The organism is uncultured Polaribacter sp. (genome assembly GCF_947501385.1).
Taxonomy (GTDB): Bacteria; Bacteroidota; Bacteroidia; order Flavobacteriales; family Flavobacteriaceae; genus Polaribacter.
In genome coordinates this window covers 381,931-396,272 of the sequence record NZ_CANMVP010000001.1, presented here as the reverse complement: position 1 = coordinate 396,272, position 14,342 = coordinate 381,931, and the positions used below count along the sequence as shown (strand labels likewise).

The window sequence follows — 14,342 nt, the reverse complement described above, 5'->3', positions numbered from 1 at the left end:
TTTACGAATTCTTTTTTAATAATTCTTGGGCTAAATTTAAGTAATTTACTGCGCCTTTACTAGTTGCGTCATAAGCAATAATGCTTTCACCATAACTTGGTGCTTCACCTAAACGGGTATTTCTTCTAATAATTGTATCAAAAACCATACTAGAAAAGTGTTTTCTAACTTCATCTACAACTTGATTGGAAAGACGCAGACGAGAATCGAACATGGTTAATAAAAGCCCTTCTATATCTAATTCTGCATTATGTATATTTTGAATGCTCTTAATAGTATTTAATAATTTCCCTAAGCCTTCTAAAGCAAAATATTCACATTGAATAGGAATGATTACAGAATCTGCTGCAACTAAAGAATTTAAGGTGATTAAACCTAATGAAGGTGCGCAGTCTATTAAAATATAATCATAATCGTCTTTAATTTCTACTAACGATTTTTTCAACATATATTCTCTTTCCTGCTTGTCTACCAATTCAATTTCAATAGCCACTAAATCTATGTGTGCAGGAATGATATCTAAGTTTGGCGAATCTGTTTTAACAATAGCTTCTCTTGCAGAAATACTATGTTCTAAAACTTGATACGTACCAAGTTCTACAGCATCTACATCAATTCCTAAACCAGAAGAAGCATTTGCTTGTGGATCTGCATCAATCAACAACACTTTCTTTTCTAAAACACCTAGAGAAGCTGCTAAATTAATACTAGTTGTAGTTTTACCAACTCCACCTTTTTGATTTGCTATTGCAATGATTTTGCCCATTAAAATAATCCTATGTTTTGTAAATGTAAAATTACATATTTTTCTGACTTTTAGAAATGAAAGATGTTAACAAAAGAATAAAGTTTTAAAACACTTATTATTAGGTTTTTAGACATATATTTTGATTCTTTTTTCACAAAGCAGCTCATTGAAAAACCGAAGATTTTCTTCGGTTTTCAGCTTATAGTTTTCGATTACTTTTTTGGAATATTCTTTAAAATTTCAATTAGAAATTTCCAGAATTTTTGGGTTGATGAAATGCTTGCACGTTCATCAGGAGCATGTGCACCTCGAATAGTTGGTCCAAAAGAAACCATATCCATTTCAGGATAATTCTGACCTAAAATTCCGCATTCTAAACCCGCATGACAAGCTGCAACCTTTGCTTTTTCGCCATGTAAATCTTCGTATAAGTTAGCAACAACAGCTAAAATTTCTGAGTTTATATTGGGTTGCCAACCAGGATATTCGCCAGAAAAGGCTACATCAAAACCAGCCAATTCAAAAGCAGATTTTAATGAGTTTGCTAAATCTATTTTATTTGTTTCAGAAGAGGAACGTGTTAAACAACCAATTTTAATAGCACCATCTTTTACTATAACTCGAGCAATATTGTTAGATGTTTCTACCAAACCTGTAATATCTGGACTCATTCTATAAACACCATTCAATGCAGCGTATATAGATTTTAAAAGTCCTTCTTGAACGCCTAAATCTAGAACCTTTTCTGGAAGAGTAGTTTCTTGAATCTCAATGGTTAAATTACTTTCTAATGTTGCAAACTCTTCTTTAATAGTGTTGATCAATAGCTTGGTTTCAAACAAAAAAGCTTCTTTAGAAATAGTGTCAACAGTAACCAAAGCAATACTTTCTCTTGGAATTGCGTTGCGCAAACTACCACCATTTATTTCAGAAATTCTTAAACCAAAGTTGGTAAACCCGTCAAACAATAAACGATTCATGATTTTATTGGCATTTCCTAGACCTTTAATGATGTCCATTCCAGAATGCCCACCATTCAATCCTTTTACAGAAATAGTATACCCCGTTGTATTTTCTGGAGAATTTTCTTCTTTATAACTTCTTGTGGCAGTTACATCAACGCCACCAGCACACCCCATGCCAATTTCATCATCTTCTTCTGTATCTAAGTTTAGTAAAATAGCACCTTTTAAAATACCGCCTTCTAAACCCATGGCACCCGTCATGCCCGTTTCTTCATCAATAGTAAAAAGAGCTTCTAAATTAGGGTGTTCAATTTCTGTAGAAGCTAACACTGCCATTATGGAAGCAACACCCAAACCATTATCTGCGCCTAAAGTAGTACCCTCTGCAGTTACCCAGTCTCCATCCACCAACATTTTTATGCCTTCTGTATCGAAATCGAAATTAGTGTCCCCATTTTTTTGATGTACCATGTCTAAATGACTTTGCAAAACCACCGATTTTCGATCTTCTAAACCTTTTGTAGCCGGTTTTTTTATGATGACATTCCCAACCTTATCTACAAAAGTTTCTAAATGTAGTTGTTTTCCAAAATTAACCATAAATTGAATTACACGCTCTTCTTTTTTTGAAGGACGCGGCACAGCATTTAAATCTGCAAATAGATTCCATACTTCTTTTGGTGCTAAATTTCTTACTGCTGTACTCATTTTTTATATTTATTTTTCGAAAATCAAAAATACTGCTTTATTGTGGTTTCTAAAAATTAAAACTCCGCTAAAAAAGACGATTTACCGTCAGTTTTAAAGGAGTTTATACTAGTGTTTAATTGGCGAAAATTAAATAATTAAAAAGTCTTCGACAAGCTCTCCCGATCATTCGGGACAGACATCTGTAGAACTCACGGGTTTTTGTTAAACTAAAAACTAATTTTGTAAATGAAATTTTAGTTTATCTATTAAAAGATTAAAAAATACAGTTAAAATTCAAAATTTCCTTTCCGAAATTTCGGAAGAGCTTGTCGAAGTGCAAAAATCTTTACGAAATTTCAATAACAGTTTCTGCTACTTCTTTTCTAACCTTTGCCAAGTCTTTCATATAATCATCTTTAGCTCTAAAACCAACAGGTAAAACCAAAACCGATTTTAGATTGTGCGCTTTTAAATTCAAAATCTCATCATATTTTTCTGGATTAAAACCTTCCATTGGGCAAGAGTCTATTTCTAAATTTGCACAAACAGTAAGTAGATTTCCCATGGCGATATAGGCTTGATTTGTATTCCAAACAAACAATTCTTCTTGTGTTTTCTTTTCAATTTCTGCAGTTAAAAATTCTTTAAAAGGATTGAGAACTTCATTTGGGGTATTTCTAATTTTTTGGACTAAATTGAAGTAATTCTGAACTTCCTCAGTCGTAAATTTTTCTTGTACACAAATGACCAAAAGATGAGAAACTTGTAAAACTTGTGGTTGATTCCAAGAAAAAGGAACCAATTGTTCTTGAATTTTTTTATTTTTAACAACCACTAATTTTAAGGGTTGTAAGCCGTAAGAAGTAGCGGTTAAATTAAAGGCTTCTTTTAACAGTGTTAATTGATTTGCTGAAAGTTCTTTATTTGAATCGAATTTTTTAACAGCATAACGCCATTTTAAATTATCTATGATGTTCATTTTTATATTTTGAAGTGCAAAAATACCCCAAAATTATTGAACTTTTAGTTGATGTTAATTAGATAAATTGATAGAAGTATCAATTTTTTTGTAATTTTAAAACAAAAAGTATGCGTGAAGATTTTCTACATTATGTATGGAAATATAAATTATTTTCTAAGACAGCTCTAAAAACCACCGATAGTGAAAATTTAACGGTTTTAAAAGCGGGTTTGCATAATAAAAATGCGGGGCCAGACTTTTTAAATGCACAGTTGAAAATTGAAGATCAAACTTGGGTAGGCAATGTTGAAATTCATATAAAAGCTTCAGATTGGTATTTGCACAATCATGAAGTTGATGCAAATTACGACGCTGTTATTTTACATGTTGTTTGGGAGCATGATGCTACAATTTTTATGAAAAATAACAAATCATTGCCAACTTTGGTGCTAAAAGAAATAGTTGATAACAGTGTGTTAAAAAATTATAGAAGTTTATTTTTTACATCTACAAGTTGGATTCCTTGTCAGAATTCCATCGCAACCATAGATGATTTTACTGTTGAAAATTGGAAAGAACGCTTGTTTTTTGAGCGATTGGAAAGAAAATCGAAAGAAATTACGGCAATGTTAGCAAAAGAAAATAATAATTTTGAAGCTGTTTTGTTTCAATTGTTAGTGAAGAATTTTGGCTTGAAGGTAAACGGAGATGCTTTTTTACAATTGGCACATTCGGTGGATTATGCTACAATTAAAAAAATACGCTTTGATGAAAATCAATTTGCGGCTTTGTTATTTGGACAAGCAGGTTTTCTAGAGGAAGAAATTGAAGATGAATATTATCAACAATTAAAAATAGCATACACTTATTTAAAGCATAAATATAATTTGCAGTCCGTTGCCAATGGGCAGTTTTCATTTTTTAGAATGCGACCTCATAATTTTCCAACCATTAGAATTGCACAGTTGGTTTCTTTGTTTTATCAACATCAGAATTTATTTTCTAAAGTTATAGCAATACATCATTTAAAAGATTTTTATGAATTGTTTTCTATTGAAATACATCCCTATTGGAAAACACATTATAATTTTGAGTCCATCTCAAAATCATCACCTAAAAAACTCACCAAATCATTGGTAGACTTATTAATTATCAATACAATTATTCCGTTGCAATTTTTATATCAAAAAAGTAGAGGAGCAGTAGATGAAGCTTCTTTTTTAGGGATTTTGAAAAAGATGAAACCAGAAAAAAACAATATTATTTCTAAATTTACAAAAATTGGTGTGCTTTCAGAAAATGCTTTTGACACACAGGCTTTGTTAGAACTTAAAAATAATTATTGCGCACCTAAACGTTGCTTAGAGTGCGCAATAGGAGTTAAGGTTTTGAATAAAAATTAATATTTTAAAATTTAAAATGTTCGTTCGAGCATTGCCAAAATCAAAATGTATTTTGATTGAAGGTAGCTTGCGAAGCAAATCGAGAACTCACTAGGAATATAGTTCTCGCTAGTTTTGCTATGTATCTTCGGCACAAAATGCCTTTTGCTTCTCGGCAATGCTACCATTGACGTGTTTATATAATTATCTGATTTCAAGTAGATTAATAGTTCTCGATAGCTTCGCTAGGTACTCTCAATGAAAATGACTTTTCATTTCAGTAATGCTCGAGGAGACATTACGTCATTCCAATCGTTTGATAAAATTTTTTCTCGGGTCTCGAACGGACATAATTATAAGCATTGTTTTACGTTATTAAAACTACTTGAATTTTTTATCTTAAGTCTCGAGCGAATAAACTTTAGTAACTAAATTATTTCGGATCTAAAATCTCATCAATCATCACAACGGCATCTTTGTAATGGTACTTTGTGATTTTATTTACAGCTCTTTTACTAGCGGTATTTAATTGGTATTTTAAGGTTGTTAATTCACCTCTTACAACAGAAGAAATATCTGTGTTTTTTACAGCGGGATCTTTCATTAAAGTTTCCATTCTACTGATAAAAGATTTTTGTAGATTTCTTCTATAAATGTCTACATTTTTGGTGGTACTGGTTTCTGAAAAAATGCCTTTTCTTAAATCGCCCATTAGATCAACCAAAGCATAATTATTGTCTTGAATTACTTCCATGTCAATCATTCTTTTTAAGGTGTTGGCATTTAAAATTGTCCTTAAAAATCTGTTTTGATAATTGCCCATCATTTCAGTATACCCGGCTTCATTAATGTTTGCCAGAATGTTTTTATCTAACAACCATTTCTGCGTTTCAAAAACATTCTTTTGCAACCAATTTAAAGATGCTTTTTGTTTTGCTTTTGATACAGGCATGTAAATATTACCAGCTTGTTCTGGTTTTTTATTGTATTCATAAACACCCCCAATATTGCCAGCAACATGGCCCACATACCTGCTCCAAACACTTAATAATTCTCCATATAATTCACTTAAATCCTCGTAATTATTGGTTTGGTTTGAAGTCCAGTTTGGTAAATTTCTAGCAACAATTTTTAAGTTTTTAATTCCGTACGTACTCGATTTTACTTGGTCGTTTCCAATACCTTCTGTTTGTGCAGAAGGGTCAAAACGTTGTCCGCCAAACCTATAAATAGGATTGTCTGCTTTGTCTAAAATCCATTTATTTAAAGTTAAAACTTCACTTTCTGGGGTATTTGCATTTGGAATTTTCCGATACCCCCAATGAATAGCATAATGATCATAAGGGCCTAATTGTCTAATAAAACGAATGTTTTTATCACCTGGTTGTGCCACATAATTATAACGAGCATAATCCATGATGGTTGCTGCAATTCCGTTTTTCTGGGTAAAACTACCTGAACGTAAAGAATCTGTTGGATATGCAAAACTAGCAGCCATGTTATGAGGCAAACCTAAGGCATGACCAACTTCATGAGCAATCACCATTCGCATCATGTCTCCAATTTCTTCATCGGGTTTGTCTAATGTTCTTGCTGATGGATTTGCAGCACCCGTTTCTAATAAATATCGGTTTCTATAAGAACGTAAATGGTTGTGATACCAAATAATATCGCTTTCTAAAATCTCTCCAGATCTTGGATCAGAAACACTGGGTCCTGTTGCATTTCTCGTGGTACTCGCTACATATCTAATGGAAGAATACCGAACATCTTCCATGCTAAATTCTGGATCTTCTGCTACAGTTGGTGGCATTTTTGCCATAATTGCGTTTTTAAAACCAGCCGTTTCAAAAACTTTTTGCCAATCATCTACCCCTTGTTTGATGTATTTTCTCAACTTCTCTGGAGTTGCAGGATCTAAATAATAAATAATTGGTTTTTTAGGCTCCACTAGTTCACCACGGTTATACGCAGCTTCATCTTTTGGTTCTAGTCGCCATCGTCTAATATATCTTTTGCTATCTGCTTTTAAAGCTTCAGAATTATAATCTACGTTTCCTATAGAAAAATAACCGACTCTTTTGTCATACATTCTTGGCATCATCGGGTTTTCTGGCAATAAGATCATAGATTGATTGATGCGCATGGTAATGGTATTTGTACTTCTATTACTTGGTGGCTCATCTGCATCAAATGTAAAGTCTTGCACAACTTCTATGTTTTTTGGGTAACTTTTTATCGTATTGATAAAACTTCTAGAAGGATCTAGTCTTTTTACTTTATACGTTTTTCTAAAATACGCAGGCAAACCCGTAATTGCTTTGATATCTGTGGAAAAGAATTTTGTAACATCTATTAACACAGCAGTAGAGTCTGCATTTTGAGATTTTACATCAAAAGCATAAATAATGGGTTCTAAGTTGTTTGCTCTTACAGATTTATAAATAGGTAAGGAGTCGTTTGCAATGGCATTGTATGATTTTACTTTTAAAAGAACCTTGTTCTTATAATGTTCCCAAACAATTACTTGTGTATTTATTTTAGAACCCGCGTTTACATAGCCACCCCCTAAATCTGCAGGAATATCTTTAATTCTGGTAACCAATAGCATTTCTTTTCCTAAATAAGATTTTGGAATTTCATAGATAAACTGATCTTTGTTTTCATGCACTTTAAACAAACCTTCATCTGTTTTTGTATCTTTTTTTACAAAATCTGAGTACTTTGGAATTTTACTTTTTTTGGGTTGGGGAACCGTTTGTGCTGAGGTTTTATTTTGCTTCTTTTTTTTAATCCTTCTGGTTTGTGCATTGAACTTTAATGGAGTAATAAGAGCAATTATTACTAAAGATAGTAGTAGTTTTTTCATAAGTTGGTGTGTCGAAAATTTCATCTACTAAATTATCAAAATACATTGAAGTGAATTCTTATAGTTTTGTTAAAAGAAAAGCTCGAAAATCTATAATTTTCGAGCTTTTAAACAGTTAATAAGAGCGTATACTTAATATAAACTCTTAAATTTTGTAGGGTTCGATTCGTGCATCATCTCATATACTTTTTCAAAGATATCTTCTGCAGATGGTTTCGAAAAATAATCTCCATCTGTACCATAAGCAGGTCTGTGTGCTTTAGACGTTAACGTACTTGGTTTGCTATCTAAATATTGATATCCGTCTTGTTTTTCTAGTATTTCCTGAAGTATATAGGCAGAAGCTCCACCAGGAACGTCTTCATCTATCACCAATAATTTGTTTGTTTTTGCCAAACTTTTTACACAATCGCTATTCAAATCGAAGGGTAATAAACTTTGCGCATCGATAATTTCGATATGTATGCCAACTTGTTGTAATTCGTTTGCTGTTTCTTCAACAATTCGCAGCGTAGAACCATAAGAAACGATGGTGATATCAGTTCCTTCTTTTACAGTTTCAACAAAACCGATGGGTGTTTTAAATTCTGCTAAATTGGTGGGTAATTCTTCTTTTAAGCGATACCCATTTAAACATTCTATGACCAAAGCAGGTTCATCACCTTCTAATAAGGTGTTGTAAAAACCAGCCGCTTTGGTCATGTTTCTAGGAACTAAAACGTGCATTCCACGAACGTTGTTAATAATTCCTCCCATTGGAGATCCTGCATGCCAAATGCCTTCTAATCTGTGCCCACGAGTTCTTATAATTAGAGGTGCTTTTTGTTTCCCAAAACTTCTATAATGAAGTGTTGCTAAATCGTCACTCATAATTTGAAGTGCATATAACAAATAATCTAAATACTGTATTTCTGCAATGGGTCTTAACCCACGCATTGCCAAACCAATTCCTTGACCAATAATGGTGGCCTCTCTAATGCCTGTATCAGAAATTCGAATATCACCGTATTTTTCTTGAAGTCCTTCTAAACCTTGGTTTACATCACCAATAAAACCGGCATCTTCACCAAAAATAATTACCTCTGGATGCTTTTTTAAGATCGCATCAAAATTATCTCTCATGATAATTCTTGCATCTACTAAGTTCTGATGCTGAGCGTAAGTTGGTTTGTTTGCAGCTACTTTTAAGGCACTGTGATTGCTTTCACTTAATAAAAAAGAAGAATATTTTTGTGCAGCACTTTTAATGGCGTCTTTAATAAAATTTTGAAGTTCTCTTTTCTCAGAAAAATCTTCCTCTTTTAAATAACGGAGCGATTTTCTGGTAGCGATTAAAATTTCTTTCCGAATAGGTTCGTCTATTTTTTCTAAATCGTTTTTATATTTGGTTATAAAAACCCCATTTTTACTTTTAGAAGCTACTCTTTCTAACAATTTAACGGCAACTACCACTTCATCTTTTACATCATTATTAAATGCATTCCATGCATTTCTTTTCGCGGTGGTCACTATTTTTTTTGCTTCTTTTTCTAAGATGATGATTTCTTCTTCAGAATCTACGAAACGCAAAGTTTCACCTGCATCTGTTTCTAATTCAAAATCTAAAATCCATTTTCGCATTTTGGCAATACAATCATGGTCTTGTTCCCAAAGAAGTCTGTCTTTCCCTTTATATCTTTCATGAGATCCCGAAGTAGAATGTCCTTGAGGTTGTGTCAACTCTTTTACATGAATTAAAACAGGAACGTGTTCTTCTCTAGAAATTTTGGCTGCTTTGTTATAAATATCAACCAATTGTACGTAATCCCAACCATTTACAACAAAAATTTCGTAACCTTTATTTTTTTCATCTCTTTGAAATCCTTTTAAAATTTCTGAGATACTTTCTTTTGTAGTTTGATGTTTTGCATGTACCGAAATTCCATATTCATCATCCCAAACACTCATAATCATAGGTACTTGTAAAACACCCGCAGCGTTGATAGTTTCAAAAAACAATCCTTCACTAGTACTTGCATTTCCAATGGTTCCCCAAGCAACTTCATTTCCTTTGATAGAAAAATTACTTTTGTGTTGTACACTTTTTTCGTTTCTATAGATTTTAGAGGCTTGTGCTAAACCTAGCAAACGTGGCATTTGACCAGCAGTAGGAGAGATGTCTGCACTAGAATTGTATTGTTGTGTAAGATTTTTCCAGCTTCCGTCTTCATTTAAACTGTGAGTGGCAAAATGGCCTCCCATTTGTCTTCCAGCAGACATGGGTTCAACTTCTATATCTGTATGTGCGTATAACCCAGCAAAAAATTGTTGTGCCGTTAATTCACCAATCGCCATCATAAAGGTTTGATCTCTGTAGTAGCCAGATCTAAAATCGCCCTTTTTAAAGGCTTTTGCCATGGCTAATTGAGGTACTTCTTTACCATCGCCAAAAATACCAAACTTTGCTTTTCCTGTTAAAACCTCTCTTCTTCCAAGCAAACTACATTCTCTACTGATTTTAGCAATTTTATAGTCGTTTAAAACTTCTGCTTTAAAATCTTCAAATGAAAGTTCTTTCTTGTTTTTTTGAGTAAGCGTTTTTTGCAACATTTTTATATATTTAACCTGTTGTGCATTTTGATAAATTCTGTCAATTCGAGTGAATTTCACGATTGAAATAAGTGAAATTTGTATCGAGAACCTGCCTACCGTCGGTCAGGTAGGTAAGAATTTTCGTTTCTAAACTAGTTCTCGATACGATTTTTTTATCAAAAAATCACTACCATTGACGTAGCTTGTAAGTTACTGTTTTACAAATTATTAATATATGTCTGGTCGAGCGCAGTCGAGACCTTCTTTAACCTCTCGACTGCGCTCGAGGAGACATTACGTCATTCCAATCGCTTGATAAAAATTTTTCTCGGGTCTCGAACTGACATTTTGGAATACATTTAACTCAAAATGCACAACGGGTATATTTAGGCTTTTGCAAAGATAGTTTTTTTACTTGATAATTAAAAATTTAAATATTCGTTAAATATTTCGTAAGATAACGCTCTTAAAATAGATTTTAATTGAGAATAATGTAAAAAAAATAGAATGTTGTATTGGTATTTAATTTTTTTAGAATAAGCCTCTTCTGAAAAAATTATAAACTCTATTGAGATCTCCTGTAAATGTAAATCGAATTTTCTGAGGATAAGATGGTTGCGCAACTTCCCAGCCATTGTTGGAATATAAAGGAAAGTAGATTTCGAAAATATTGTGTATGAAGTTCAATCTAATGCCGTTTTCATATCCAAAGAAAAGGCCTTCATTTCTATTCTTTAAAAAAGCAACATCATTATATAATTCTACCCAACGCCATAGACCAATGCTAGAATTTAAAGAGACCATATACTGATTGGCAAATCTTGTTGGTAAAACAGATTTAAAACCACCTTCTGTAATAATGTATTGTTGACTAAAAATACCAGAATCTTCTGAACGTCCGTAGTAATTGAGTTCAAACAGATAATCATTGGCTCTGTCTAAACCAAAGCTAAAATAGTCTCCTTTAGAGTTGTTGTGCAAGAAGGCACCAGCAAATACTCTAAAATCTAATTGAGTATCTGTAGATGTTAATTTTCTATACCTTAAATCTGCAGAAATTTTAGAGAAGCTTTTAGAAATTTCTGAATTAAAATTATAACGAAGTTCTTTAATAATATCTGGTGAAATATAATTATAGCTTACACTAAAAATACTGTAATTGTCTTGTGCTGTTTTTGTTACTAAAGGCGAAACTTCTTTGTCTATATGCACTACTTTGGCTCTTATAAATTCATTGCTGGCATCTCTTAAAGATTTTCTTTTAAAAACAACATCTACATAAGGAATTAAAGAACTGTAAGACAATTCTGGTGCATATTGCAAGGTGTTTCCAGCAATACCGTATGAAATTTTATAAATACTAGTTTCTTCGAAAAACTGATTAAATAGCACAGAAAAAGAGCCATTAATCATTTGACTTTTAAACGCATAACTTGGAGCCAGACTAAACTCAAGATTCCTCTTGATTAAAGGCTTATTATGTACTTTTAGCCCTAAGATTAAGCCATCATAAAAATTATAACCAAAGTTAGGTTGGTAAAATAACTGATTATAATTCGGTGCTTTTACATCTTTTATTAAAGAGAATTTAAATGGCTTATTAAAGAATCCTCTATTTGTATTATAGTAATTATCTAAGGTATTATACTCTGGATAGATATTTTCATAATTTAAAACGAGTTGGTCAAATTTTCCCTTAGGTACACTAATTGTTTTTTGATCATCAATATTTGGGAACCACTTTTTATAGGCAATTGTATCATCTTTAATGCCATAAAATGCAATGGGTGCGGTAATATTTCTTTTATTTTTCAGCGTTACGAGTAAGCTGTCTTTTGCTTCTTTTACAGATTGAATCGTATAGTCAATTTTTTTATTTGTTTTTATAAAATCACTAAAAAACCAATCAATATCCCTCGTTGTATTTTTATGTAGAGCATTTTTAAAATCAGTGCTATTTGCAGTAGTAAGTTTGTGTTTCTGGTAAAATAGTTTTATACTTTTATTTAAAGCATCTTTGCCCAAATATCCTTTTAAATAGGTAAAACCTAAACCTGCTTTGTATTTACTTACAATTCTTCTATTGAAATTTGATAAAGAATCTGCCGACGTCTTTAAAGATTGGTCTAAGAATTTACGTGCTGTAAATTGATAAACAAATTGATATTTTTGATTGAATTTTAATTTGGAAATATTAAATCGTTTTAAAAACCATGAGTTAGACGCGGTTCCTATCAGTTTAATTTCTGGATAAAATTTGTTGACATATTCAATCATTAAATAATTTTGCAAACCATCTATGATCCAATAGTCAGATCTTTCATTGACTAGCAGCGTTTGTTTTAAGTATTTCTTTGAAAGTGCTTTAAATAATGTCAAATCATATTTAAAAACATCTGAAAAAGGCCGTATAAAAGAGGGAAGTTGGCTCAACCCATACACCGGGTCTTTTCTGCGCATAACTTCATCAACGAATATTTTATCTGTAGGAAAATCACCTAAAATATTTTTTAAAAACAGCAATTCTCTGTTTAAAATATCTTTGGTTAAATGGGGATCTAACTTTTCATCTAAAATGTCTGTCTGTACAATATAAGAATCTGTATTAAAAATTTCGAACTTATTAACTTTTTGAATATTAACAATTACATCTTTTTCGTTTGTACCGTATAAGTTGTAGTAATTAAAGTTTTCATCGGTTTTTTTAGTTTGCTTTAAGCTACTAATTAAAGTAAGTTCTTTAGGAATCTTAAAATCAATATTAAAAGTAGTGTAGTCTTCAAATAGATCATCCAAATTTAAATTACTCATAAGCTGCCAACCCTCTTCATAGACTGCTGGCGTCATATACCAATACCTTAAATTATATCCATTTTCATTTTTTCCATAATTCGTGAATCTTGCACTCGGTATCTTAACAGCGTAAGTAACATTAATAGTAATTTTATCTTTTGGTTCTAGCGGTGTTTCAAGAAATAATTGAACAATATCTTGCCGATTTTCTAGTTCTTTATAGATGATACTATTAAAGTCTATTGAAATGTTTTTAATTTTAGAAAAACCAATTTCATCATCATCAGCAAAATATAAATCTTTTCTAAAATCTTTTATAAATCTTTTAGATAATGGTGTATTTCTATCTTTAAAACTATTTGCCCAATCATGCAAAAAGATATGATTTAAGGTGTCCTTAGAATTATTATAAAACACAATTTCTTGTTGTATTAATAATTTATCTTCTTCAGAATTTAGTGTAGCCTTTATATGTATCTCATTTTGTTGTGCGAAATTTAAGCCACTAAATAATAGTAATAGTATAAATATGTAAAAACGATTTTTCAATTAATTTTTCTAAAATTTTAGAGTTTTGTAATTGTTTACTTTCAATTAAATATTATTTTGAAAGATATTTTAAAAGTTTGGTTTAAATTGGTATTTGGCATAAAATTTATTCAAATGATCTATGGCTTCATCTGCCGTGTCAACAACTCTAAATAATTTTAAATCTTCTAGACCTATATTGTTTTCTGTAATTAAGGTTTGCTTAATCCAATCTAGCAATCCGCCCCAAAATTTAGTGCCCACCAACACAATTGGGAAACGTCCAATTTTTTTAGTCTGAATTAATGTAATGGCTTCAAAAAGCTCGTCCAAGGTTCCAAAACCACCAGGCATTACAATAAAACCTTGAGAATATTTTACAAACATTACTTTTCTAACAAAAAAGTAATCGAAATCTAAACTTTTTCCTGGATCTATCCAAGGATTGTCATGTTGCTCAAAGGGTAATTCTATATTTAAACCTACAGAAATTCCTTTTCCTCTGTTTGCACCTTTGTTACCAGCTTCCATAATTCCAGGTCCACCACCCGTAATTACACCATAACCGTTTTGTGTTAATTTAAAAGCAACTTCTTCTGCCAACTTATAATAAGGATGATCTGGTTTTGTTCTTGCAGAACCAAAAATGGATACAGAAGGGCCTATTTTACTTAATTTTTCATATCCTTCCACAAATTCTGCCATAATTTTAAAGATGGCCCAAGAGTCGTTTGTTTTTATTTCGTTCCAGGTTTTCTGTTGAAGTTTCTCTCTTATTTTTCTATCGTCATTTGTCATAATCAGTAAATTTTGTTTTATTTTTTTCTAAAAAAGA

General features: G+C 31.7%; 8 protein-coding genes. 1 reads left to right on the top strand and 7 read right to left on the bottom strand.

Annotated elements, in window-relative coordinates:
* Position 1: 1 nt before the first annotated feature.
* The 3 genes from Q0998_RS01365 to Q0998_RS01355 all read right to left on the bottom strand — a co-directional run bounded on the left by Q0998_RS01365 (position 2) and on the right by Q0998_RS01355 (position 3,382).
* Entirely contained in the window at positions 2–766 is a 765-nt protein-coding gene (locus Q0998_RS01365) for an AAA family ATPase (protein ID WP_299665138.1), read from the bottom strand.
* Between the two features lie 194 nt (positions 767–960).
* The gene (locus tag Q0998_RS01360) at positions 961–2,421 is read right to left on the bottom strand and encodes an aminoacyl-histidine dipeptidase (protein ID WP_299665135.1); all 1,461 of its coding nucleotides are present in this window, start codon (positions 2,419–2,421) and stop codon (positions 961–963) included.
* Between the two features lie 328 nt (positions 2,422–2,749).
* Positions 2,750–3,382 (bottom strand): NAD(P)H-dependent oxidoreductase, encoded by a 633-nt coding sequence (locus Q0998_RS01355; RefSeq protein ID WP_299665132.1) that lies wholly within the window; start codon positions 3,380–3,382, stop codon positions 2,750–2,752.
* A 110-nt stretch (positions 3,383–3,492) separates the two neighbouring features.
* On the opposite strand from Q0998_RS01355, the gene Q0998_RS01350 reads away from it, so the two are divergent.
* On the top strand, positions 3,493–4,767 hold the full coding sequence (locus Q0998_RS01350; protein ID WP_299665129.1) for a DUF2851 family protein: 1,275 nt from the start codon (positions 3,493–3,495) through the stop codon (positions 4,765–4,767).
* Positions 4,768–5,179: 412 nt separating this feature from the next.
* Here the strand turns inward: Q0998_RS01350 and Q0998_RS01345 are convergent, their stop codons facing one another.
* The 4 genes from Q0998_RS01345 to Q0998_RS01330 form a co-directional block, all read right to left on the bottom strand.
* Complete coding sequence (locus Q0998_RS01345; RefSeq protein WP_299665127.1) at positions 5,180–7,615, bottom strand: zinc-dependent metalloprotease; 2,436 nt, start codon at positions 7,613–7,615, stop codon at positions 5,180–5,182.
* Positions 7,616–7,747: 132 nt separating this feature from the next.
* Entirely contained in the window at positions 7,748–10,204 is a 2,457-nt protein-coding gene (locus Q0998_RS01340) for a thiamine pyrophosphate-dependent enzyme (RefSeq protein WP_299665124.1), read from the bottom strand.
* 513 nt (positions 10,205–10,717) lie between these two features.
* On the bottom strand, positions 10,718–13,528 hold the full coding sequence (locus Q0998_RS01335) for an aminopeptidase (protein WP_299665121.1): 2,811 nt from the start codon (positions 13,526–13,528) through the stop codon (positions 10,718–10,720).
* 69 nt (positions 13,529–13,597) lie between these two features.
* A complete protein-coding gene (locus tag Q0998_RS01330; protein WP_299665119.1) occupies positions 13,598–14,305 on the bottom strand; it encodes a TIGR00730 family Rossman fold protein in 708 nt (235 codons plus the stop codon).
* Positions 14,306–14,342 lie beyond the last annotated feature (37 nt).

Bases quoted from the DNA above. Each gene is read 5' to 3' on its own strand.
- Q0998_RS01365 (WP_299665138.1), bottom strand. From the start codon at position 766: ATGGGCAAAATCATTGCAATAGCAAATCAAAAAGGTGGAGTTGGTAAA.
- Q0998_RS01360 (WP_299665135.1), bottom strand. From the start codon at position 2,421: ATGAGTACAGCAGTAAGAAATTTAGCACCAAAAGAAGTATGGAATCTA.
- Q0998_RS01355 (WP_299665132.1), bottom strand. From the start codon at position 3,382: ATGAACATCATAGATAATTTAAAATGGCGTTATGCTGTTAAAAAATTC.
- Q0998_RS01350 (WP_299665129.1), top strand. From the start codon at position 3,493: ATGCGTGAAGATTTTCTACATTATGTATGGAAATATAAATTATTTTCT.
- Q0998_RS01345 (WP_299665127.1), bottom strand. From the start codon at position 7,615: ATGAAAAAACTACTACTATCTTTAGTAATAATTGCTCTTATTACTCCA.
- Q0998_RS01340 (WP_299665124.1), bottom strand. From the start codon at position 10,204: ATGTTGCAAAAAACGCTTACTCAAAAAAACAAGAAAGAACTTTCATTT.
- Q0998_RS01330 (WP_299665119.1), bottom strand. From the start codon at position 14,305: ATGACAAATGACGATAGAAAAATAAGAGAGAAACTTCAACAGAAAACC.